The following is a 21240-nucleotide window of genomic DNA, read 5'->3' as shown; positions in this document are numbered from 1 at the left end:
GTCGAGACCACTTTCAAAGAGGGCTTATGCGAAGTAGAGATGGAAATCTTAATTTCTCACTCAGACTTTGCCGAGTAGTCATCCTCTTTAGCTCGCTTGCACTTAGTGCGAGCGAGTACCTTATCTCTTACAAATACGTAGTAAAAGACGCGACTCTATACAACGAAACACTGCTTATCTCCAAAGCCATGACAAAATGCGAAGGCACTCCGCAGGATGAGTTCATTTTACAAAACAGAGACGACAAAAGTTTAAAAAAACTTATATCTCAAAACTCGCAGGAGTTTATAGAGTATATTCACAAACTCGGTCTGCACGTCGATCACGACGAGAAAACAACAAACCTGAGAAACAGCTACACAACGGTACTTACACTTAGAACGACTTGCTTCAAAGTCGACTTTAATGATAATTTTGCTACAATCGCACCTTTAAAATAAGGGTGTTAAAACACACAAATCCCAAGGCTTTTTAGTGAAAATTGCAATAGTTGAAGATGATATCAATATGAGAAAATCTCTTGAGATCGCTATGAGCGACTATAAAGAGTTTGAAATTCAGACATTTAAAAATGCAAAAGATGCACTAAAAGGTATTGACGATAGTTTCAACCTCGTTATTACCGATATAAATATGCCAGGTATGGACGGTATAGAGTTTGTAAAAACACTCGGCGGAAAGTTTGAAGTCATCATCATGACAGGCAACGCCACCCTTCAAAGAGCCATAGAATCAATCCACCTCGGGGTAAAAGATTTTTTACTCAAACCCTTTGACGTAGACACTCTGATCGAGGCGATCAAAAGAGAAGACAAGATACAAAAGGTCAAAAGAACCCTCCCAAAAACAAGCAACGACAACGCTTCGAGCAGTTTTTTCGGAACCTCAAAAGCTCTCGAGTCAGCTCTTAAAATTGCCGACAAAGCATCAAAGACGGATGCCAGCATCCTGCTTTTGGGTGAGAGCGGTGTCGGAAAAGAGGTCTTTGCATCTTACATCCACAACAACTCTCCCAGAGCGAAAAAGCCTTTTGTAGCTATCAATATGGCGGCAATTCCCGACAACCTTATTGAGAGCGAACTGTTTGGTTTTGAAAAAGGTGCTTTTACCGATGCAAGCGAAGCAAAAGCTGGACAGTTTGAACAGGCAAACGGCGGAACGCTCTTTTTGGATGAGATAGCGGAGATGCCATACGGTGTTCAAGCCAAACTTCTACGTGCGCTTCAAGAGAAAGAGATAAGAAGACTAGGCTCCTCAAAAGGGATCAAAATAGACATCAGAGTAGTATCCGCTACAAATGCAAATCTGAACGAGAAGATAAAAAACGGCGAATTTAGAAGTGATCTCTACTTTCGTCTAAACACTATTCCTGTGAATATTCCGCCGCTTAGAGAGAGAAAAGATGAAATATTGCAGATAGCACAAAAGGTTTTAGAGCAAAATTGTATAAAATACGGTTTTGATTTAAAGAGATTTTCTGATGAAGCCGTAAAACAGCTACTTGATTATCACTGGCCCGGAAACATAAGAGAGCTTATATCGGTGGTTGAGAGAGCGGTTATACTAAGCGAGGGTGATGAGATAACACCTCAAGAGCTTTTTTTAGAGTCACGCGTTTTTAATTAAAATTATGAAGGAACAAACAATGTCAAAAAAATATAATGTAGCAGTAGTCGGAGCAAACGGTGCTGTTGGTGAAGAGATATTGGCGATTTTGCACGAGGTCTCTTTTCCTATCAACAAGCTTGTCCCGCTGGCAAGTTCAAGAAGCTTGGGAAAAAGTGTCGAGTTTGGCAACAAAGAGATAGCTATCAAAGAGCTGACTGAGACCGTATTTGAAGAAGAGGATATCGAGATCGCTCTCTTCTCTGCTGGCGGAAGCGTGAGCGCTCAGTTTGCAGCGGCCGCAGTAAAAGCCGGCGCGGTAGTAATAGACAACACTTCTCACTTTAGAATGGATGAGAACATCCCTCTTGTTGTACCTGAAGTAAATCCTGAAGATATTGCAAAGTGGAAAAAATCGGGGATCATTGCAAATCCAAACTGCTCAACAATCCAAATGGTCCAAGCTCTAAAACCTCTCGATGAAGCATATGGACTAAGCAGAGTCGATGTCAGTACATATCAGGCGACATCAGGTGCAGGAAAAAGCGCTATGGAAGAACTTGTTAACCAGATGAAAGATTTTTTCAGCTTTAAACTTGACCAGAGCGAGCGCAAAGCATTTAAACACCAGATCGCTCTAAACGTAATCCCTCAGATAGACACATTTTTAGAAAACGGCTACACAAAAGAGGAGATGAAGATGGTAAACGAAACTACCAAGATCATGCACAAAAAGATCCCTCTAAGTGCGACTTGTGTACGTGTACCTACTCTTCGCGGTCACGCAGAGGCTCTTACGCTTACATTTTCTCAAGATGTTGATGCTAATGAGGCAAGAGAGATCCTTAAAAAAGCTCCAAACATCATTGTTCTGGACAACCCGAGCGAGTCCGTATACCCTATGCCTGCAATATCTTTGGAGAAGAATGAGACCTTTGTAGGGCGTATCAGAGGGGACAACTTCTCAAAAAATATGCTGCATATGTTCATAGTAGCAGACAACTTAAGAGTCGGTGCTGCTACAAATGCGGTTAGAATCGCCCAAAAATGGGTCGAGATGGAAGAGGAAAAATAAAAATGCTAGAGAGAATGTTTGAAAAAACTCTGTGGAGTTCAAGATTTATTGTGATCCTTGCAGTTATCTTCGGTCTTATCGGTGCCGTTTCGCTCTTTATTGTAGCAAGCTTTGACATATACGACACTGCTAAATATGTCATTATGACTTATATAAATCACGAGCATCCTGACCATTTTCACGAAAATATAGTAAGCGGTATCATTGGAGCGGTTGACCTGTACCTTATCGGCGTTGTTATGCTTCTGTTCTCTTTTGGTCTATATGAGCTTTTCATATCGGAGATCGACCCTGCAAAAGAGTCCGATCATGACGAGGCACAGCTTTTGGCTATCCACTCTCTTGATCAGCTAAAAGATAAGATATCAAAAGTAATAGTTATGGTACTGGTTGTGGGATTTTTTCAAAAAGTTGGTCATACACAATATAACGGCGCATTAGATATGCTATACTTAGCGCTATCAATTACTGCCGTGGCAGTTGGGCTCTACTTTTTGGGGAAAGTAGGAAAGAGCCATTAATTACATAAAGAGAGGATGGGGAACTTCTCTCTTTATGGGGCTGCCGCCCTCACTAAAAAATTCACTTATATAAAGGCAATCAATGAGTAAAATATTTGTAGATGCATGTTTTGGCAAAGAGACTCCATACACTCCGGTTTGGATGATGAGACAGGCGGGTCGTTACCTTCCTGAATATATGGAAGTCCGCGCACAAGCAGGAGACTTTTTGAGTCTTTGTCATGACCCGAAAAAGGCTTGCGAAGTCACACTCCAACCTGTTGATATAGTTGGAGTAGATGCAGCTATACTATTTAGCGATATATTGGTTGTTCCCGATGAGATGGGGATGGATCTGGAGTTTATAAAGGGTGAAGGTCCTAAATTTAATGACCCGATCAAAACAGAAGCAGACCTGAACAGACTCCTCGGAGGCGAAGAGGCGGCATCAAGACTCACTTATGTTTACGACACGATCAAGCTTATAAAAGAGAAACTCTCTGACGATAAAGCGCTTATCGGCTTTACGGGAGCTCCTTGGACTCTTGCGACATACATGATAGAGGGTGAAGGTACAAAGACTTACAACATCTGCAAAAAGATGATGTACTCAAATCCTGAACTTCTACATAAGATACTTGCAAAAGTGACAGAGGTCGTAAAGCTCTATATGGAAAAACAGATAGAAGCTGGTATTGACGTCGTTCAGATATTTGACTCATGGGCTGCAGCGATCGAGCCTTCAAAATATGATGAGTTCTCTTGGAAATATATGGTCGAGATAGCGGACTACCTAAAAGCTAAGTATCCTCATATCCCTATAATTATGTTCCCAAAAGGTATTCCTGCATTTTTAGACAAAGTTTACGGAAACTTTGAAGTGTTCGGCGTTGACTGGTCAACACCTATGGGTCTTGCCAAAGAAAAGTTGGGTGACAGATATGTCCTTCAAGGAAATATGGAGCCGTGCAGACTCTACTCACAAGAGGCTACTACGGAGTGTGTTGAAGCTCTGCAAAATATCATGGGCGGCAAAAGACACATATTTAACCTCGGTCACGGCATCCTCCCGGATGTTCCGGTTGCAAATGCGAAACACTTTATAGCCGAGTGTCACAGGGTCAGTAAAAAGTAAGTGAAGACTATTTTCGGCCCTGTAAACTCAAGAAGATTCGGTTCTTCTTTGGGCATAGACCTCTCCCCTGCACTTAAACAGTGCAATTTTGACTGCCTTTACTGCGAACTTGCTCCAAGTGCGACCACAGATAAACAGACAAACATTGTAGAGGTATCTACTATTATTGCCGAATTAAAAGAGCATCTGCACGACAAGATAGATGTCATAACCATAACCGCAAACGGCGAGCCTACACTCTACCCTCACCTAGATGAACTCATAGATGAGATAAACAAGATAAAAAACGGTACTCAGACGCTTATACTCACAAACAGCGCAACGCTTGTCGACGAGAAGATCTTTAACTCTCTTTTGAAGCTTGACCAGGTCAAACTCTCTCTTGACGGTGTAAGCGAGAGTGTTTTTAAAAGAATAGACAGACCGCACGCGGGCATAGAGATAAACGACATTGTCCAAAAGGTCATAGAGTTCAGCAACACCTTCAAAGGAAAGCTATTTATTGAGATTCTCTTTGTTCACGGACTAAACGACACTCCGGATGAGATAAAAAAACTAAATGACGTTCTGCTAAAACTAAAGGTCGCAAGAGTTGATCTTGGCACGATAGACCGCCCGCCTGCATATCCGGTAAGCGGTCTTAGCTACAAAGAGCTTCATGACGCATCTCTTCTCTTTGATGCCTCTTTGCCCATACATATAGCTTCAAGAGTTCATGCGGAACCCAACAACAGCCACTATGACGATGAAGAGATTTTAAACACGCTGGACAAAAGACCGCTGACCATGGATGACATCAACCTGCTCTTTGATGAAGAGAGTAAAAAAAGGCTAAAAAACCTTATATCTGATGCAAAAATAGTTACAAAAAAGGTCGGGAACCTGGAGTTTTTAATACTGCACGAAAACGAGAAGAGAAAACGCTCCAAGTAGCGCCTGAAATTCTTGACTTTTTAAAACCCATTGAGTATAATTCCGACCAATCAAACATTCCGGATTAGCTCAGCGGTAGAGTAGGTGACTGTTAATCACTTGGCCACTGGTTCGAATCCAGTATCCGGAGCCACCACATTTAAAATCCCTAAAATACAAACTTTCAGAGTTTTAAAAATCTTTGGTATCTATATGGTAGCCATTTTGTGCCCAAAGTATGCTCAACAATACCCTTTCTTTTTAAAATAGCCAAACTTATTATAGACGTAAATTAATACTATTTTACGATACAATAAGATTATGAAATTTGAATGGGACTTAAAAAAAGAAAAATCTAATATCAAAAAACATAAAGTGACGTTTGAAGAAGCTGCTTATGTTTTTAGCGATAAATATTCACTAACTCTTTTTGATAATGAACATTCAGAAGATGAAGAAAGATGGATATTATTAGGGAAATCTTTAAATGCTATGGTGCTCGTTGTGGTTCATACATTTAGAGATAAAGACGATGTTGAAATTGTCAGAATAATATCTGCTAGAAAAGCGACAAAGAATGAGCAACAAATATACAATGAAAGGTGTCCATTATGAAAAAAGAGTATGATTTTACAAATGCCCAACAAGGTAAATTCTATAGACCATTAAATGAATTAGATATTCCAATATATTTGGATGATGATGTAAAAAAATTTTTTATGGACAAAATAAAAAGTACAAAAGATTTTTCGTTAAACACTATTATCAACTCATTATTAAAACAAGACATTGAGATTTCTAAAAAACTAGCATAATTTTTCGGTGCCATCTGGGTGCCAGACATTAATGTCAAATCAACTTTACATAGTAAATTTATATTTTGAAAACTTCATGAACACGGTAATTAGTGGTATTGATTAGTCTGTAAAGTTAGCTCTAGTATTCGGAGCCACCACATTTAAAATTCATAAAATACGAACTTCCAAAAACTCAATTTACTTATTGTGCCAAATATGTCCGCTGAATCCCCTTTTCATTAAAAAGAAGTTTTTTTATGCTAGAATATCCGCTATATATTTTTAAGTTTAAACAAAAATCTATCAAAATCACTACTAAGAAGCAACAAACTGTTTATGGATGAGAAGCTAGAACTTATAAAAAAACTGTCATTTTTCAGCTCACTAAGCGAAGAACAATTAAGCACGATAAACAGCATCTCTAAAATAATGACATATCCAAAAAACTCTATCCTCTACTACGAAAATGACATTAACGACAGAATCTTTTTCTTGATCTCGGGGCTTTTAAAAGTTTACAAGATAGACAAGTTTGAAAATGAGATATTTCTCTACCACATACATAAAAACTCTCTTATTTCCGAGCTTACGACACTTGACAACAACTCTATTCACTGTTTCTCAAATGCGGAGTTTTTGGATGACAGTATCGTTTTGGAGATTGATTTTACGGAGTTTAAAAACGAGTTTCTCTCTAAAAACATTCTAAATAGCGAGTTTATAAACGAGATACTTCTAAAAACCCAGCAGCTTCACTGCGTGGTAAACAGAGAGCTTGTTTTTGATGCAACGGCAAAAGTGGCATTTACTCTGCAAAATGATCTGGAGATGTTCAACTCCCTAAAAAGACATGAGATCTCTTTTATGCTGCACATTCAGCCTGAGACTCTCTCAAGAGTTTTGAAAAAACTAAAAAGAAACAATATAATAGATATTGAAAATACCGATGTTGTAGTTTTAGACAGTGAAAAACTCAGCAAAATAATTAAGGGGTAGCTACTACAATGCTAAAATTTAATAAGATCAGCACAAAGATAAAAGTAATAGGCGCCCTGCTTATCCTATTGGTTGTCGGCGTCATAGGAACGACCATATATCTAACCCAGCAAAACATCAAAGATGCCCTGGTGATAAACATTGCAGGAAAGCAGAGAATGCTGAGTCAGGAGATATCGAAATCTATTTTTTACGCACAGTACAGCGGTATTTATGATTTCAGTGAGACCGACAAAGCAACCCAAGAGTTTATATACGGGCTAAATACCCTTAAAAACGGAGATAAAGCAAAAGGCATCTCTGCAGTCTCTACAGGTGAAATATCCGCTCAGTTAGAATATGTTGAAAAACTATGGAACAGTTTTTATGCGGACATAAAAGAGTATAAAGAGCTTGCTGCATCAGGGACTAAAAAAGAGCAGCGCATGAGAGAGATCATAGAGTCCGTACACATAAACAACACCGTACTTTTAGAGAACGTAGACAAACTTGTAACACTCTATACAGATCACAGCGAAGGCAAGATACACTTTATAAGAACATTTCAATACATTGCCGGGGTACTTCTTTTTCTGATCTTTATATACTCGATAATTCAGCTTAAAGCTATAGAGTCTCACGCAGATGCTTTTATGCAGTACTCAAAGATGCTCGCGGACAATGAAGATATATCAAACCTCACTCCAATAGAGCTCCAAGCTGAGAGTGAGAGCGAGATAGTGGAGGTAAGCGACACCATAAACTGCTTTATCAACAAGATAAACTCGGCGGTTGAGTACTCGAACGAAGCGCTTCTGCAGTCTCAAAAAGCCTCTTCCAAACTAGAAGAGCTCACAGATGAGTTCGACTCCATACTGGGTGAGCTAAAAGACAAATCAATGGCATGCAAGCATCTTGACAATAGTGAGGACATGGTTATAGCTTCGACCGAAGAGCTGATGAACTCTACAAAAAAACTTACAAATCTAAAAAAAGAGCTTGATGAACTGCTTAAAAGCTGCCAACTACTTAAATCTTAAATAGTTATGGGTATTCTAAGCAGAGCTTATATTATAAATTCTTATTAAATTAATCCTATCTTAATTCTAAAAACTACTTATTTGACTTAAGTCAAAGATTTAAACTCCTCTAAAGTGATAACATAGCTTCGTTAATGGACACCTTAACAAAAAATTTAGACGTGATTTATACTAAATTGCGCTTACAAATTAAAAACAGGAGAAAATATGTCACTTTCAAGAAGAGAATTTCTTAAAAGTTCAGCGGCAGCATCTGCGGCAGCAGCTATCGGTATGAGCGTACCGGCAGAGGTTGAAGCAGCTGCTTCCCAAGCTGAAGGCGACTGGAGATGGGACAAGGCGGCTTGTCGTTTCTGCGGTACGGGCTGTGGTATTATGATGGCAACGAAAGACGGTAAGATCGTTGCTGTAAAAGGGGATCCGGCAGCACCGGTAAACCGTGGTCTTAACTGTATTAAAGGCTACTTCAATGCAAAGATCATGTATGGTGCCGACAGGCTTACCCAACCGCTTCTAAGAGTCGATGCTAATGGTAACTTCGACAAAAAAGGGAAGTTTGCTCCGATCTCATGGAAAAGAGCTTTTGATGAGATGGAAACTCATATCAAAAAAGCGCTAAAAGCAAGCGGTCCTGAAGGGGTCGGTATATTTGCATCAGGGCAGTACACCATCATGGAGGGCTATGCAGCCCAAAAGATGATGAAAGCAGGATTTAGATCAAATGCTATCGATCCAAATGCACGTCACTGTATGGCATCTGCCGTTGTAGGTTTTTACCAGACATTCGGCGTTGATGAGCCTTCAGGCTGTTACGATGATATTGAGCTAACGGATACGATCGTATCTTGGGGTTCAAATATGGCGGAGATGCACCCTATTTTATGGTCACGTGTAACTGACAGAAAGCTCTCAGACCCTGATCGCGTAAAAGTCGTCTCTATTCAAACCTATACTCACAGAACTTCGGACTTGGCTGACATAGAGATAATCTTCTCTCCAAATACAGACGGAGCTATCTGGAACTATATTGCCAGAGAGATCGTTATGAGAGACGAAAAAGAGGGCATTATTGACTGGGATTTTGTCAAGAAGCATATGATTTTTGCTGCCGGACCTGTAAATATAGGTTACGGTATGAGAAGAGAGGGTGAAAAATCACTAAAAGACGGTAAGTACAGCGCATTAGAGATGGAGACCGTATCTAAAGAGATGAGCAAAGTGGTATCCAAAAAAGAGGGTCCTGCTCTTGAGCCATACGGCTATAAAGCTGGTGACACTATGAAACATACTGCCGGTACTTTGGGTCACTGGGAGATCTCTTTTGAAGAGTACAAAAAATCTCTAGAGCCTTATGATCTTCACTATACTGCGACCATCTCAAAAGGTAATCCTGATGAAAATCTTGAAGAGTTCAAAGACAAACTTCAAGCTTTGGCAAACCTCTATATTGAAAAAAATAGAAAAGTAGTATCTTTCTGGACTATGGGTATGAATCAGCATACTCGCGGTACTTGGGTAAATACACTATCTTACAATGTACACTTTATGCTAAACAAACAAGCTGTTCCTGGTTCTGGAGCATTTTCTCTGACAGGTCAGCCCTCAGCATGTGGAACTGCTCGTGAAGTCGGTACATTTACGCACAGACTTCCTGCGGATATGATGGTTGCAAACCCTGCGCACAGAAAGATAGCAGAACACAAGTGGATGGTTCCTGAAGGAACTATAAATCCTGTAGGTGTTCAGCATATTATGAAGATCCACCGTGATATTGAAGACGGTCTCATCAAATTTGCATGGGTGAACGTATGTAATCCTTATCAAGATACTGCGAGTGCGACTCACTGGATAAAAGCGGCACGCGAAATGGACAACTTTATAGTTACGTCTGACGGCTATCCTGGTATCTCTGCAAAAGTTTCAGATCTTATTCTGCCGTCTGCTATGATATATGAGAAGTGGGGAGCATACGGAAACGCTGAGCGTCGTACACAGCACTGGAGACAACAGGTTCTTCCTATAGGCGATGCGATGAGTGATACATGGCAGTGGGCTGAGCTATCAAAAAGATTCACGGTCAAAGATGTATGGGGCGAGTGGGCTCCAAGCGGTCCTAGAAAAGATAAGCTTCCAAGCGTTATAGAGCAGGCGAAAGCTATGGGCTACAACGAAAACACTACAATGTTCGAGATACTGTTTGCAAACGATATTGCAAAATCGTACAAACTTGACCAAAAAGACCCTATCCAAAAAGGGTATGACAACTCGGAGGGTTACGGAGACAGCAGAAATGTCGTTGGAAGTGACGGCAAAGTGTTTAAAGGTTACGGCTTCTTTATTCAAAAATATCTTTTTGAAGAGTATGCAGCATTTACACGCGGTCACGGGCATGACCTTGCGCCGTTTGATATGTACCACAAGGTGCGTGGTCTTAAATGGCCTGTCGTTGACGGTAAAGAGACTCAGTGGAGATTTAACGCTAAGTACGACCCTTACGCTGCAAAAGCTACAAAAGATACCGGAAACTCGCATGCCTTCTACGGAACGCTTGCAAAAGCGCTTAAATCTGGTGATCTAAAAGGTATGGATAAAAATACGGAACAAAAATCATTGGCGAACAAAGCCAAAATATTTGCACGCCCGTATATGGATCCGCCGGAAATGCCGGATGAGAAGTACGATACATGGTTATGTACGGGACGTGTGCTAGAACACTGGCACTCAGGAACTATGACTATGCGTGTACCTGAACTTTACCGTGCAGTACCGGAAGCATTATGTTATATGCACCCTAAAGATGCTGAGAACAAAGGTCTTAAACAGGGTGGCTTATGCTGGGTTGAATCTCGCCGCGGCAAGGTCAAAGCTAGAGTTGAAACTAGAGGAAGAAACAGACCTCCAAGAGGATTGGTATTCGTGCCGTGGTTTGACGAGAAGGTGTTTATAAATAAAGTGTGTCTTGATGCGACTTGTCCTATGTCAAAACAGACAGACTTTAAAAAATGTGCCGTAAAAGTCTATAAAGCGTAAATGAAAAGGAGAGGCAGTTCAATTTATAAAAACTGCCTATAGATATGAGAAGCAAAACAGAGAACGACAGAAGAAAATTTATCCTCAGAATGGCAAGAGGTGCGGGCATAACTGCACTTGGCGGCTTTATATGGAGCGCTTATGTTGATGAAGTCACGGCTTCACAGCTTATTTTGCGTCCGCCCGGTGCCATAAAAGAGGATGATTTTCTTCGTACCTGTATTAAGTGCGGGCTTTGCGTAGAAGCGTGTCCTTATGATACTCTGCTGCTTGCAAAACCGGGAGACAACAAACCTTTGGGAACTCCATATTTTATTCCCAGAGATATTCCTTGTTATATGTGTCCTGATATTCCTTGTGTACCGGTATGCCCGAGTGGAGCACTAGACGAAAAGAGCGTGACTACAGATGGCAAACTTGACATAAAAATAGCCGAGATGGGGCTTGCTGTCATTGACAGAGAGACCTGTATAGCTTTTTGGGGAATTCAGTGCGATGCCTGTTATAGAGCCTGCCCTATTCTTGGCGAAGCTATAACGGTTGAGTACGCTAAAAATGAGAGAACCGGAAAACATGCCTACCTCACGCCTCTTGTTCATGCAGACGCTTGTACAGGCTGCGGGCTTTGCGAAAAGGCGTGCGTAACCGACAAAGCTTCTATCTTTGTGCTTCCAAAAGAGGTCGCAATGGGCAAAGCAGGAAGTTACTACATCAAAGGCTGGGACAAAAGCGATGAGAAGCGTCTAGAAGAGGCTTCTTCCATCAAATCGACTACGGAGATAAGCAAAGAGAAGGCTATCGACTCTCTAAATAGCAATATGGAGGATTTATACTAATGAGAACTCTTTGGAATAAATACCGCTATCTCATATTTAGAAGAACAACGCAGATAGGTCTGCTCTTTTTGTACTTTGGAGCAAATATGTGGGGATGGGAGATACTTATGGGCAACCTAAGCTCTTCTCTCCTCTTTGGCATGATCCCTTTAAGCGACCCTTATGCAGCACTGCAGATGTTGGCTGCGGGTGCTCTTTTGGCGACGGATATAATAGTCGGTGCTTTGATAATTACCGTCTTTTACCTAGTGATCGGCGGTCGTGCATTTTGCAGCTGGGTTTGTCCTGTAAATCTGGTTACGGATGCGGCGGCACTTTTAAGAAGAAAGATAGGTGTGGACGAATTTGCCAAAAGACAGCCCGCTTCGCGAAATATGCGATACTGGGTCTTGGGACTTAGTCTGATCATCTCTTTTTTGATGGGTATAACCGCTTTTGAATTTATATCGCCTATATCTATACTTCACAGAGGTATTATTTTTGGCTTTGGATTCGGATGGGCGGCAGTGCTTATTATTTTTCTTTTCGATCTTTTGGTCCTAAAGAACGGATGGTGCGGTCATATCTGCCCTCTTGGCGGGTTTTACTCGCTTGTAGGCAAGTTTAGTTTGATTAGAGTAAAACATACTCAGGAAAACTGCACCGAGTGTATGAAGTGTAAGGTTGTCTGTCCGGAAGGACAAGTTCTTTATATGATAGGCAAAGAGAGCATTCCTGTTCTCTCTGGCGAGTGTACAAACTGTGCAAGATGCATAGAGGTTTGTGATGATGATGCTCTTGGTTTTTCAATAAGAGAGTTAGTAAAAAATAAAAAAGTGGGAGATTAAAATGAAGGCAATGTATAAAATAACGTTTGGTTTGACTGCCTTACTGATGGTCGGTTTCATCGGTGATGGCGCTCAAGCTGCACAACAAAAAGGTGTGAATGCGACAATTTCTGAGGAGTCGCTGGGATTAAGAAAAACAGATATTTACAGCGAGGATGGCACGGTAGCAGATGAGACAAAATACTCAACGGCACAGGCAACTACAAGTACGAAGATAAAAAGGGCATTTCAGGATGCTCCGCCGATGATTCCTCATGATACGGTGGGTATGCTGCCTATTAAAGTCAACGACAACAGATGCGTAAGCTGCCATATGCCTGATGTTGCAGGTTCTATGGGTGCGACTCCTATTCCGGCTTCGCATTTTACGGATTTCAGACCTAAACACAAAGTTGAAGGCGGAGAATTTAAAAAAGTTATAGATAACTATAAAAATGAAGTGGCGATCAAAGAAGAGAAGAAGCTTCAGGGTGCTAGATTCAACTGTTCTCAGTGTCATGCTCCGCAATCAGAGGGTGAGCTTGTGGTTGAAAATACTTTCGAGCCTGTATTTACAACAAAAGACGGTGCGGAAAAATCAAGCTGGGCTGGTAAAAAACTTACAGAAGCTCTAAATACTCTCGGAGATGAAAGTTTTGTAACACAAGATGATATTGCAAACAAAAACTCTCCTGCAGGCAGCTTAGAGGGTGCGAAGCACTAATGCAAAGAAGAGAGCTCTTTAGCTCTCTTGCTTCATCACTAAATACAAAGAAGCAAGAGAAACTCTTAAGACCACCCTACTTCAGCGATGAATCTCTTTTTCATAAAGAGTGTAACAAATGCGATGCCAAGTGCGCCTCTGTTTGTGAAGAAGATATAATTAAAATTGCAGATGACAAGACTCCGCATCTGGTTTTTTCCGGTAGCGGCTGTACATACTGCGACAAGTGTGCCGATGCCTGTGAGTACGGAGTATTGAACATTGAAAGTAAAAACAGACTTACAGCTATAATATCAATTGACAAAAGCAGTTGCATAAGCTGGGGGCACACCATGTGCTTTTCATGCAAAGATCCATGTATGGACAATGCAATAGAGTTTAAAGCTATGTTTATGCCGAGCATAAACGAGAACTGCACCGCCTGCGGACTTTGCATAAGCAGATGTCCGACAGATGCAATAAGAGTAAAGGTTGTTTAATGAGAGCGTTACTGTTTTTGACTCTTCTGTTTTCGCTGCTTTTTTCTTCAGAGATAAAAGAGCCTACTAGAAGTTTCACATCAAGCGGCGGTGTCGTTGATCTGCTCTATAAAGAGGGCAGACTCTACAGCGCTACCAATGCGAGCTGCGTAGATGTTTTCGACTACAAAAGCGGCGAGCTTATCAAGAAGATAAAAGTTGAAAAAATAGAGGACTTTATGGGCGATAAGGTAGACTCAAAAGTCTACTCGGTCGATCTCTTTAACTCCAAAATGCTAATTCTTTCTCAAGACAGGCAGGGATTTAGAAGAGTTCATATATATCAAAATGAAAAGATGAAGCTTCTGTTTGACTACTCCAAGTCTCTTACGGTAGCAAAAGCGAGATTTTTGGATGAGAACACTATTTTGCTTGGACTGCTCAGCAATGAACTGGTCTCGTACGACATCAACAAAGGCTCCATAAACTGGATGATCCAGGTCTCTGGCGCAAAGTTTTCCGACTTTGTTCTAAATGAGACGAAAGAGATGGTAGTGGTCGCCGATGAGAGCGGGGACCTGAAGATACACAGCACAAAAGACGGCAAACGGCTAAAACTGCTCTCTGGGCAAAATCTAGATAACGTTTTTCAGGTCGATTATAAAAATAGTATCGTTGCAACGGCAGGTCAGGATAGAAGAGCTGTGATCTACGATCTAAAATCGGACTCGTCATTCTTTATAGAGTCGGGTTTTCTGATCTATAGTGTCGGCTTGTCGCCAAGTGGTAGAATAGTGGGATATGCAAGTGATGAGGAGAACAATATATCGCTTGTCGATATCTCTTCAAAAACACCTCTTGGCAAATTCGGCCAAAACAAAATGACTCTTACAAAAATAGTTTTTGTAGACGAAAATGAGTTTTTAGCCGCAAGCGATGACAGGGTCATTAATCTATATAGTGTAAAATAAAAAAGAGAAAAGGAAATATAATGAATATCTCAAGTATAGTAGTTCAAACAATGCCAAAATACCTAAACGAGGTTGTTGAGAACCTTAAAAACTGTGAAGCATGTGACTATCATATGCATGATGAAAAAGGGAGAATAATCGTCACGATAGAGGGCGAAGGAGTTGCGCAGGAACTTGAAAAGCTCAGAGTCATAGAATCAATTCCCCACGTCATTGCTGCTGATATGCAGATGTCTTACAGCGAGGATGAGCTTGACGCGCATATGGAAGTAATAAACGGCGGCGATGCCGTTCCAAAGATATTAAACGACGACTCTGTCGATGCTTCCAGAATAGTCTATAACGGCGATCTTAAGAAAAAAGATGATCTGGCTACTTTTACTAAAAAATTTGATGAAACGAAGAGGTGAATTTTGTCCGTAATATTTGAGTCGACTATAAAGATGGCCCCGGATAGCCGTGAAGATTGGTATATAGAGTTAAAAGACACCATAAGCGGAAAAACTGAGGTCTGCAAAGATCTTCAGGAGTATTCAAAAAAGGTCGAAGAGCTTGGAGCAGACTATGGCGGACATGTGGATGAAGTAAGATGGATAAAAGATGAGAGCGTCCCGCTTCACGTAATGGACGTGGTAAGGTTCGAGATGTCTAAGCTGCAAAGAGAGCTCGAAGATGAGATGGGCAAACCTTTGATTGGCGAGGATGCAAGGTAGATGGAAGCAAAAGCTATAAGAACAACGAGATATTTGGATAAAGATGAGATAAAGAAGCATCTAAAAAACGTAGAGTTTATCATTATGGCATCTCCCTCACCCGAAAAGTTTCAAGAGACACCGATTCACTTTACTATATTTTTAAATACCTCTGATAACTTGCCAAAAGATATTCAAGATGCCGTTTTAGATAAGTTTCTAGATGAAAACGGCATACGAAATCCCATAGAGGTGATGAGTCAGATCATGCCGGTAGGCTTTTCTGAAGGCTCTCATGAGACACTTATGCCTCTACTTCTTATAAAAAAAGAGGATATGCTAAGTATCCCGAGTGTGCCGATGTTCGTTTTTGATTTTCTTGCAGACTCGGACAACTTCTATGAGGCAAAAGAGAAGAGCCTTACAGGCTGGAGCTACAGCTACAGCGACTAAAATTTAAAAGAGAGGGACTCTATCTCATCTACCGTTTTTACAATATGATGCGATAGATTTTCACACCCATCTTTTGTAACCAAGATATCATCCTCGATCCTGATCCCTATCCCGCGATATTTTTTCGGAACGCTTTTGTCGTTTTTGTCAATATATAGACCCGGTTCAATTGTAAGCACCATCCCTTTTTGAAGCGCTATCTCTCTCTCTTTTGCATCTTTGTATGGCGCAGGATCGTGAACATCTATCCCCATCCAGTGACCTATGCCGTGCGGATAGTACTTTTTGTGCTTATTCTCTTTTATGAGCTTTTTGTAATCTCCCTTTAAAATTCCAAGCTCCACCATCCCTTTTGTAAGAAGCTTTTCAGCCGTCTCTTGAAGATGGCTTCTTTTAACGAGCGGTTTTATCATAGAGATAATTCTAAGCTGTGTATTTAAAACAAGATCATAAAGCTCTTTTTGAGCCTTTGAGTAGCTTCCATTGACGGGTATAGTCCTTGTTATATCGCTTGCGTAGTAATTGTGCTCACACCCCGCATCTATAAGTATGAGCTCACCATCTGCAAGCGGCTTGTCGTTTTTTATGTAGTGAAGCGTGTTTGCGTTGTTTCCGCATGCCACTATTGAGGTATATGCATCACTATAAGCCGCATTTACTTTAAACTCATGCTCTATCTCGGCTTGAAGCTGATACTCATACTTGCCTCTTTTATCCATTGTTATGGCTCTGTGATGCGCTTTTGCGGTAATATTGATCGACTCTTTTATCATCTCAATCTCTGCGGCTGATTTTATAAGTCTCATCTTCTGCACAAGCGGCACTATGTCATGCTTGATCTTGATATCTTTTGTCAATTTTGAGACTTTCTTAACACTGCTTTTTTTTGAACTTGACTCAAAGTAGATATTTTTCTTCCCCTTTATATACCCTTTGAGCTTCTTCTCAAGATCATCTATTGCGCAGACCTCATCTACCAAAAATATCTTTTTAGCCTCTTTGACCCCTAGCCTCTCGCCCGTCCATAGCTCGATCGTTTTGTCTTTTTTATGAACGAAGAGGAGTGTTTTTGTCTTGCCTTTGCTCTTTAAAAACAGAAGTGCCGCGCTATCCTCTTTAAAGCCGCAAAGGTAGTAAAAATTGCTGTCTTGCCTGTATGGATGGTGCGTATCATGAGAGCGTGTTGCTGGCTCTGCGCTAAATATTACCCCCAGAGAATCATTTGAGAGTTTTTTTAACAGCCTCTCTCTTCTTTTTTTATACTCCTGCTCTTTTATCATCTGCACACTCCGTCCAACCACTCAATATTTTGCATCATTATCTCAGAGAGAGCGCTTTTAAAAGCCTCTGCTCCACCCTCTGCATCAGGGCTCTTTGTCGTGGATTTTGAGATAAACGTCCTGCTTTTAAAGAGAGTGTTTGTTTTGGCATCTATCAGCGAGAGGTTCAAGACAACCTCTACATGCGACTCTTTCATATCTTCGCTAAAGAACTGCATAAATCTCTCTATGTTCGTTTCCAGTATAAAATCACTTTTTATTCTCGACTTTGATGGGTGTACGCTCTCAAAGAGTCCTGCCTCTCTTATGCTTTTTAAAAGAGTTGACTCTATCATAACACTCGGCGCTTCTTGCCACTGCGACTGCGAGTAGGCAAAAACTCTGTGATCCGACTCCATATACTCCATTCTATGCGAAGATAGTGAGCTTGAAGCAAAAGCTTTTGAGATTTTAAGCGACTTCTCTTTAAAGCCAAGAGCGCTGCTGTTTATCTTTAGATCATCCAAGGCAATACTATACTGCGCGACCGAAGGCTTTATTGTCGTACAGCCGCCAAAAAACAGTGCCAAAATTATTAAAAATACTCTCATCTACTTCTCCCCCGGTCCTTTTTTGATCTCTTCTTGCATGAACATTATATCCGCAGGACTTCTCTCATACCTGTTTATAGTCTCTTCTATCTTTAATATAAGATTTTGCATATCCAACAGGGTGTTGTTCATTGTCGGAACCACATCACTGGTGATCTCTTTTACGTTGAACTCTCCGCTCTCAAGCGCTTTGTTAAATGTGTTCATAGAGTCCTGTATGCCCAAGTAGCTATTTTTTATAGAGTCAAACGCCGCAGAGATGTTATCTTCGAATTTGCCGCTTTTGCTTACGAGTTCATCAACTCTGGGTATAAGCAGGTTGAATTTTTCGGATGACTCTTTTAGATTTGCCATAGTCAGCTTAAAGTTTTGGGTTGTATTCTCATCAAGTATGCTGTTTATTTTGGAGATCAAAATAGCTGTATTATTAAGGATCACCCCCATCTCCTCCTGATTCTTATCGCTTAGCAATCTACTTGTTTTTTGCAGCGTATCTGCCAGGTCTTCAGATATATCTATAAACCTGTTCTCAAGTTTGATAAGTATGGAGGGAACGGATTTTATTACGGGGTAATCTTCCCTCTCTTTAACCGCAATCGGTTTTGCATCTATCTCGTTATTGATAGTCAGGTTTATATAGCTAAGCCCCGTAATGCCCTGGGATGTAAGCTGTGCCTCAGTTGATGTATTTATGGGAGTATCTTTTAGTATCTCGACCAAAACCTCGACTTGTTCCTGATTGTGTCTGCTTATGCCCAAATCTACGACCTTTCCTACGCTAAGCCCTTTATATTTGACTGGAGCGTCAAGATTCAGACCCAAAACGGACTCGTTGAAATATATCGCATATCTCTGCATCTGAGCCTCTTTTGTCGGCTTTAAGAGCCAAAAACCAAAAAGAGTCATTCCTGCAATCCCGATAAGCACCAAAATTCCTATAACAACATAATTTACTCTGTTATTCATGAAATCCGACCTTATTTATATCCATATTGAAAAAATTGCTTATAAAATCACTATTTGAAGCGGATAGATTTTTCAAACTTCCCTCATAGACTATTTTTTTATCATCAATTATAGCAAGAGTGTCGATTGTATCATAAACGGACTGTAAGTCGTGTGATACCATAACTACGCTAAGCTTCAAACTGTCTCGAAGTTTGAGTATAAGAGCGTCAAACTCTTTTACCGAGACAGGGTCCAGTCCGCTTGTGGGCTCATCCAAAAAAAGAAGCTCAGGGTCCATTACAAGAGCGCGTGCAAGAGCCGCTTTTTTCTTCATTCCCCCGCTTAACTGTGACGGATAAAGATTGCCGTCGCTCTGTTTAAGCCCTACGATGCTTATCTTAAACTCTACTATCTCATCGATCATATCATCTGAGAGATCTGTGTACTCTACAAGGGGAAGTGCGATGTTCTCTTTTAAGCTAAGAGAGGAGAAGAGTGCACCGGACTGAAACAAAACACCCCACTTTTGTCTGAGTTTTTGAGCATCTTTGTATCGTATGTTTTTAAGATCATACCCCAACACTTTAAGAGTTCCGCTTTGCGGCTCTTGAAGCATCACCATCTCCCTAAGAAGCGTTGTCTTTCCGGCACCGCTTGGTCCCATTATGGCGTATATCTCGCCTTTTTTTATGCTTAAGTTCAATCCGTCATGGACAACCCTCTCGTCAAACATAGTCACCAGATCTCTAACTTCTATTATGTTGCCCATCATATTCCCAGCTTTGTCAATATAATAGAGAAAATAGCGTCACATATTATTACCGCAAAGATTGCTTCTACAACGCTTTTTGTAGTGTTGCTTCCAAGACTTTGCGTACTGTCTTCAACACTAAGCCCTCTGTGAATCGCTATAGAGGCTATTAAAAACCCAAAAAACGGCCCTTTTGCGATGCCCACAAAAAAGTGTTTTGCCGCAATGACATCTCCGAACCTATCCAAAAAAAGAGTTGAACTGATGCCCAGATCTACGCTTGCTATGATCATACCGCCGATAATTCCCATTATATCGGCTATAAAAATAAGTATTGGCACAACTATCATAAGCGCAAAGATTCTGGGAAGAACCAAAAATTTATATGGGTTAAACCCCATGGTCTTCATAGCGTCAAGCTCCTGCGTTATCTTCATAGTTCCAATTTGAGCCGTATATGCAGAAGCGCTTCTTCCCGCTATGACTATAGCCGTTATCAAAGGAGCCAGTTCTCTAAGTATTGATATTCCAAGCATATCGACTATAAATATATTTGCGCCATAAATTTTGAGCTGATATGCCGACTGATATGCTACTACGACCCCTATCAAAAACGTTGTTATCGAGACTATGCTAAGAGCCTTGACACCGCTCTCGTTGATCTCAAAAAGCATCTCTTTATATCTGATGTTCTTTATAGATGAGAGGTAATGAAAAGTGTTTGCAAAAAGCTCTCCCAAAAATGCTATAAAATCTACAAGCAGAGTATATTTATAATGCACCAATCTTCCGAGCCTCTCCAATGACCCTATTTTTCTAGGCTCTGCTTTTTTCTCATATCTGCTCTTTTGTCTCTTTACCAATGCCAGCATACTTAAAATATCTTCATCGTTGCATGCAACTTCTAAGTTTATACCTTCTGATTCAAGCCGCTTTTGAAAATTGTAAAAAAATATGGCAGCGGCACTATCTAGCAGAGCAACTTTTGTGAGGTCTAGAATTATTGTTTTTTTGTTGCTTATTTGAAGGGTTTTGATCTTTTTTTGAATCTTTGAGATGTTATGAAGGGTAAGCTCTCCCCCAAAGAGGAGTGAGAGTCTATTGTCTGAATAGGCAATATCTAAAGATGAATTATGCATAACAAAATATTAAAAATCCCTCTCTAAAAGTTTGTTTACTTTTAGTATCGTAATGATTCTATCCTCTTGTTTTCCGACTCCGTCAATGAGAGTGTCATCACCGTTTGCAGTCTCAGGCGCAGGCCCTATTCTTGACTTCTTGATTCTTATAGCCATTGTAAGCCTGTCAATCACAAACCCTGCTATATCATCTCCGTGTCTCATAACTATAAATCTTGTATCTTCGTTGTGTTTTTTAGGGCTTAGTCCGAATTTTAGACGCAGGTCGATCAAAGGTATAACGGCTCCGCGCATATTAAACACGCCTACAACATACTTTGGAACCTGAGGAACTCTAGTCCAAGGAAACGGCTTTATGATCTCTTGAATAGCCAGAATAGGAACCGCGTACTCCTCATCTCCGATTATAAATCCCACAAGCTGGACTATGTCTTCAGAGTGGTTGATGCTCTCCTGCTCCGCCTTGCTCTGTTTGCTGATTATCTGTTTTAATTTTTCGCTCATTATAAAGATCGGAAGAGCG

25 protein-coding genes and 1 tRNA gene are annotated in these 21240 nt (G+C 40.7%); 20 read left to right on the top strand and 6 right to left on the bottom strand.

Annotation, left to right across the window (positions count from 1 at the left end; all coding sequences use genetic code 11):
• The 20 genes from RBR61_RS04460 to RBR61_RS04365 form a co-directional block, all read left to right on the top strand.
• Positions 1-440, top strand: a 440-nt coding sequence (locus tag RBR61_RS04460; RefSeq protein WP_320342356.1) for a hypothetical protein, incomplete at its 5' end; no start/stop codon positions are given.
• Between the two features lie 34 nt (positions 441-474).
• Positions 475-1626 carry a sigma-54 dependent transcriptional regulator gene (locus RBR61_RS04455; RefSeq protein WP_320342355.1) on the top strand — a complete coding sequence of 384 codons (1152 nt, stop codon included), beginning with the start codon at positions 475-477 and terminating at the stop codon, positions 1624-1626.
• Between the two features lie 19 nt (positions 1627-1645).
• Positions 1646-2680, top strand: coding sequence for an aspartate-semialdehyde dehydrogenase (locus RBR61_RS04450; protein WP_320342354.1), 1035 nt, complete (start codon positions 1646-1648; stop codon positions 2678-2680).
• A gap of 2 nt (positions 2681-2682) precedes the next feature.
• Positions 2683-3201 carry a YqhA family protein gene (locus RBR61_RS04445; RefSeq protein ID WP_320342353.1) on the top strand — a complete coding sequence of 173 codons (519 nt, stop codon included), beginning with the start codon at positions 2683-2685 and terminating at the stop codon, positions 3199-3201.
• An 82-nt stretch (positions 3202-3283) separates the two neighbouring features.
• A complete protein-coding gene (gene hemE, locus RBR61_RS04440; RefSeq protein WP_320342352.1) occupies positions 3284-4315 on the top strand; it encodes a uroporphyrinogen decarboxylase in 1032 nt (343 codons plus the stop codon).
• Positions 4316-5248, top strand: a complete 933-nt coding sequence (locus RBR61_RS04435; RefSeq protein ID WP_320342351.1) for a radical SAM protein — start codon at positions 4316-4318, stop codon at positions 5246-5248.
• Positions 5249-5306: 58 nt separating this feature from the next.
• A tRNA-Asn gene (locus RBR61_RS04430) sits at positions 5307-5381 on the top strand.
• A 167-nt stretch (positions 5382-5548) separates the two neighbouring features.
• Positions 5549-5842, top strand: coding sequence for a BrnT family toxin (locus RBR61_RS04425; RefSeq protein WP_320342350.1), 294 nt, complete (start codon positions 5549-5551; stop codon positions 5840-5842).
• Positions 5839-6042, top strand: a complete 204-nt coding sequence (locus RBR61_RS04420; protein WP_137013720.1) for a hypothetical protein — start codon at positions 5839-5841, stop codon at positions 6040-6042. The genes RBR61_RS04425 and RBR61_RS04420 overlap by 4 nt, the downstream gene beginning before the upstream one ends.
• A gap of 318 nt (positions 6043-6360) precedes the next feature.
• Positions 6361-7020 carry a Crp/Fnr family transcriptional regulator gene (locus RBR61_RS04415; RefSeq protein WP_320342349.1) on the top strand — a complete coding sequence of 220 codons (660 nt, stop codon included), beginning with the start codon at positions 6361-6363 and terminating at the stop codon, positions 7018-7020.
• Between the two features lie 8 nt (positions 7021-7028).
• Positions 7029-8039, top strand: a complete 1011-nt coding sequence (locus RBR61_RS04410) for a type IV pili methyl-accepting chemotaxis transducer N-terminal domain-containing protein (RefSeq protein WP_320342348.1) — start codon at positions 7029-7031, stop codon at positions 8037-8039.
• 207 nt (positions 8040-8246) lie between these two features.
• Complete coding sequence (napA, locus tag RBR61_RS04405) at positions 8247-11069, top strand: nitrate reductase catalytic subunit NapA (protein ID WP_320342347.1); 2823 nt, start codon at positions 8247-8249, stop codon at positions 11067-11069.
• A 44-nt stretch (positions 11070-11113) separates the two neighbouring features.
• Complete coding sequence (gene napG / locus RBR61_RS04400; protein ID WP_320342346.1) at positions 11114-11905, top strand: ferredoxin-type protein NapG; 792 nt, start codon at positions 11114-11116, stop codon at positions 11903-11905.
• Positions 11905-12732, top strand: a complete 828-nt coding sequence (gene napH / locus RBR61_RS04395; RefSeq protein WP_320342345.1) for a quinol dehydrogenase ferredoxin subunit NapH — start codon at positions 11905-11907, stop codon at positions 12730-12732. Before napG ends, napH begins: the two co-directional genes overlap by 1 nt.
• A gap of 1 nt (position 12733) precedes the next feature.
• Positions 12734-13435, top strand: coding sequence for a nitrate reductase cytochrome c-type subunit (locus RBR61_RS04390; protein ID WP_320342344.1), 702 nt, complete (start codon positions 12734-12736; stop codon positions 13433-13435).
• Positions 13435-13914: a ferredoxin-type protein NapF gene (locus RBR61_RS04385; protein ID WP_320342343.1), complete on the top strand. Its 480-nt coding sequence runs from the start codon at positions 13435-13437 to the stop codon at positions 13912-13914. The genes RBR61_RS04390 and RBR61_RS04385 overlap by 1 nt, the downstream gene beginning before the upstream one ends.
• A complete protein-coding gene (locus RBR61_RS04380) occupies positions 13914-14864 on the top strand; it encodes a WD40 repeat domain-containing protein (RefSeq protein WP_320342342.1) in 951 nt (316 codons plus the stop codon). The genes RBR61_RS04385 and RBR61_RS04380 overlap by 1 nt, the downstream gene beginning before the upstream one ends.
• A 20-nt stretch (positions 14865-14884) precedes the next feature.
• On the top strand, positions 14885-15274 hold the full coding sequence (locus tag RBR61_RS04375) for a chaperone NapD (RefSeq protein WP_320342341.1): 390 nt from the start codon (positions 14885-14887) through the stop codon (positions 15272-15274).
• Between the two features lie 3 nt (positions 15275-15277).
• Positions 15278-15577, top strand: a complete 300-nt coding sequence (locus tag RBR61_RS04370) for a hypothetical protein (protein ID WP_320342340.1) — start codon at positions 15278-15280, stop codon at positions 15575-15577.
• Positions 15578-16009 carry a hypothetical protein gene (locus RBR61_RS04365; RefSeq protein ID WP_320342339.1) on the top strand — a complete coding sequence of 144 codons (432 nt, stop codon included), beginning with the start codon at positions 15578-15580 and terminating at the stop codon, positions 16007-16009. It begins immediately after the preceding gene.
• Here RBR61_RS04365 and RBR61_RS04360 read toward each other — a convergent pair.
• Genes RBR61_RS04360 through RBR61_RS04335 form a run of 6 tightly spaced genes read right to left on the bottom strand, consistent with a single transcriptional unit; the run spans position 16006 to position 21221 of the window.
• Positions 16006-17289, bottom strand: a complete 1284-nt coding sequence (locus RBR61_RS04360; protein WP_320342338.1) for an aminopeptidase P N-terminal domain-containing protein — start codon at positions 17287-17289, stop codon at positions 16006-16008. The two genes, RBR61_RS04365 and RBR61_RS04360, sit on opposite strands and share 4 nt — an antisense overlap.
• Positions 17286-17879 (bottom strand): ABC-type transport auxiliary lipoprotein family protein, encoded by a 594-nt coding sequence (locus tag RBR61_RS04355; RefSeq protein ID WP_320342337.1) that lies wholly within the window; start codon positions 17877-17879, stop codon positions 17286-17288. The genes RBR61_RS04360 and RBR61_RS04355 overlap by 4 nt, the downstream gene beginning before the upstream one ends.
• The gene (locus tag RBR61_RS04350) at positions 17880-18845 is read right to left on the bottom strand and encodes an MlaD family protein (RefSeq protein WP_320342336.1); all 966 of its coding nucleotides are present in this window, start codon (positions 18843-18845) and stop codon (positions 17880-17882) included.
• Positions 18838-19599: an ATP-binding cassette domain-containing protein gene (locus RBR61_RS04345; protein WP_320342335.1), complete on the bottom strand. Its 762-nt coding sequence runs from the start codon at positions 19597-19599 to the stop codon at positions 18838-18840. The genes RBR61_RS04350 and RBR61_RS04345 overlap by 8 nt, the downstream gene beginning before the upstream one ends.
• On the bottom strand, positions 19596-20717 hold the full coding sequence (locus RBR61_RS04340; protein WP_320342334.1) for an MlaE family lipid ABC transporter permease subunit: 1122 nt from the start codon (positions 20715-20717) through the stop codon (positions 19596-19598). The genes RBR61_RS04345 and RBR61_RS04340 overlap by 4 nt, the downstream gene beginning before the upstream one ends.
• A gap of 9 nt (positions 20718-20726) precedes the next feature.
• The gene (locus RBR61_RS04335) at positions 20727-21221 is read right to left on the bottom strand and encodes a chemotaxis protein CheW (protein ID WP_320342359.1); all 495 of its coding nucleotides are present in this window, start codon (positions 21219-21221) and stop codon (positions 20727-20729) included.
• Between the last annotated feature and the right edge of the window lie 19 nt (positions 21222-21240).

The sequence above is a fragment of the Sulfurimonas sp. genome, from assembly GCF_034005705.1.
Lineage (GTDB): Bacteria > Campylobacterota > Campylobacteria > Campylobacterales > Sulfurimonadaceae > Sulfurimonas.
The sequence above is the reverse complement of the archived record's forward strand: the minus strand, read 5'-3'. Positions and strand labels throughout refer to the sequence as shown.

What these genes read in the sequence shown, in the direction of transcription:
- RBR61_RS04450 (WP_320342354.1), top strand. Translation starts at nt 1,646, where the DNA reads ATGTCAAAAAAATATAATGTAGCAGTAGTCGGAGCAAACGGTGCTGTT.
- RBR61_RS04445 (WP_320342353.1), top strand. Translation starts at nt 2,683, where the DNA reads ATGCTAGAGAGAATGTTTGAAAAAACTCTGTGGAGTTCAAGATTTATT.
- hemE (WP_320342352.1), top strand. Translation starts at nt 3,284, where the DNA reads ATGAGTAAAATATTTGTAGATGCATGTTTTGGCAAAGAGACTCCATAC.
- RBR61_RS04425 (WP_320342350.1), top strand. Translation starts at nt 5,549, where the DNA reads ATGAAATTTGAATGGGACTTAAAAAAAGAAAAATCTAATATCAAAAAA.
- RBR61_RS04420 (WP_137013720.1), top strand. Translation starts at nt 5,839, where the DNA reads ATGAAAAAAGAGTATGATTTTACAAATGCCCAACAAGGTAAATTCTAT.
- RBR61_RS04415 (WP_320342349.1), top strand. Translation starts at nt 6,361, where the DNA reads ATGGATGAGAAGCTAGAACTTATAAAAAAACTGTCATTTTTCAGCTCA.
- RBR61_RS04410 (WP_320342348.1), top strand. Translation starts at nt 7,029, where the DNA reads ATGCTAAAATTTAATAAGATCAGCACAAAGATAAAAGTAATAGGCGCC.
- napA (WP_320342347.1), top strand. Translation starts at nt 8,247, where the DNA reads ATGTCACTTTCAAGAAGAGAATTTCTTAAAAGTTCAGCGGCAGCATCT.
- napG (WP_320342346.1), top strand. Translation starts at nt 11,114, where the DNA reads ATGAGAAGCAAAACAGAGAACGACAGAAGAAAATTTATCCTCAGAATG.
- napH (WP_320342345.1), top strand. Translation starts at nt 11,905, where the DNA reads ATGAGAACTCTTTGGAATAAATACCGCTATCTCATATTTAGAAGAACA.
- RBR61_RS04390 (WP_320342344.1), top strand. Translation starts at nt 12,734, where the DNA reads ATGAAGGCAATGTATAAAATAACGTTTGGTTTGACTGCCTTACTGATG.
- RBR61_RS04385 (WP_320342343.1), top strand. Translation starts at nt 13,435, where the DNA reads ATGCAAAGAAGAGAGCTCTTTAGCTCTCTTGCTTCATCACTAAATACA.
- RBR61_RS04380 (WP_320342342.1), top strand. Translation starts at nt 13,914, where the DNA reads ATGAGAGCGTTACTGTTTTTGACTCTTCTGTTTTCGCTGCTTTTTTCT.
- RBR61_RS04375 (WP_320342341.1), top strand. Translation starts at nt 14,885, where the DNA reads ATGAATATCTCAAGTATAGTAGTTCAAACAATGCCAAAATACCTAAAC.
- RBR61_RS04365 (WP_320342339.1), top strand. Translation starts at nt 15,578, where the DNA reads ATGGAAGCAAAAGCTATAAGAACAACGAGATATTTGGATAAAGATGAG.
- RBR61_RS04360 (WP_320342338.1), bottom strand. Translation starts at nt 17,289, where the DNA reads ATGATAAAAGAGCAGGAGTATAAAAAAAGAAGAGAGAGGCTGTTAAAA.
- RBR61_RS04355 (WP_320342337.1), bottom strand. Translation starts at nt 17,879, where the DNA reads ATGAGAGTATTTTTAATAATTTTGGCACTGTTTTTTGGCGGCTGTACG.
- RBR61_RS04350 (WP_320342336.1), bottom strand. Translation starts at nt 18,845, where the DNA reads ATGAATAACAGAGTAAATTATGTTGTTATAGGAATTTTGGTGCTTATC.
- RBR61_RS04345 (WP_320342335.1), bottom strand. Translation starts at nt 19,599, where the DNA reads ATGATGGGCAACATAATAGAAGTTAGAGATCTGGTGACTATGTTTGAC.
- RBR61_RS04340 (WP_320342334.1), bottom strand. Translation starts at nt 20,717, where the DNA reads ATGCATAATTCATCTTTAGATATTGCCTATTCAGACAATAGACTCTCA.
- RBR61_RS04335 (WP_320342359.1), bottom strand. Translation starts at nt 21,221, where the DNA reads ATGAGCGAAAAATTAAAACAGATAATCAGCAAACAGAGCAAGGCGGAG.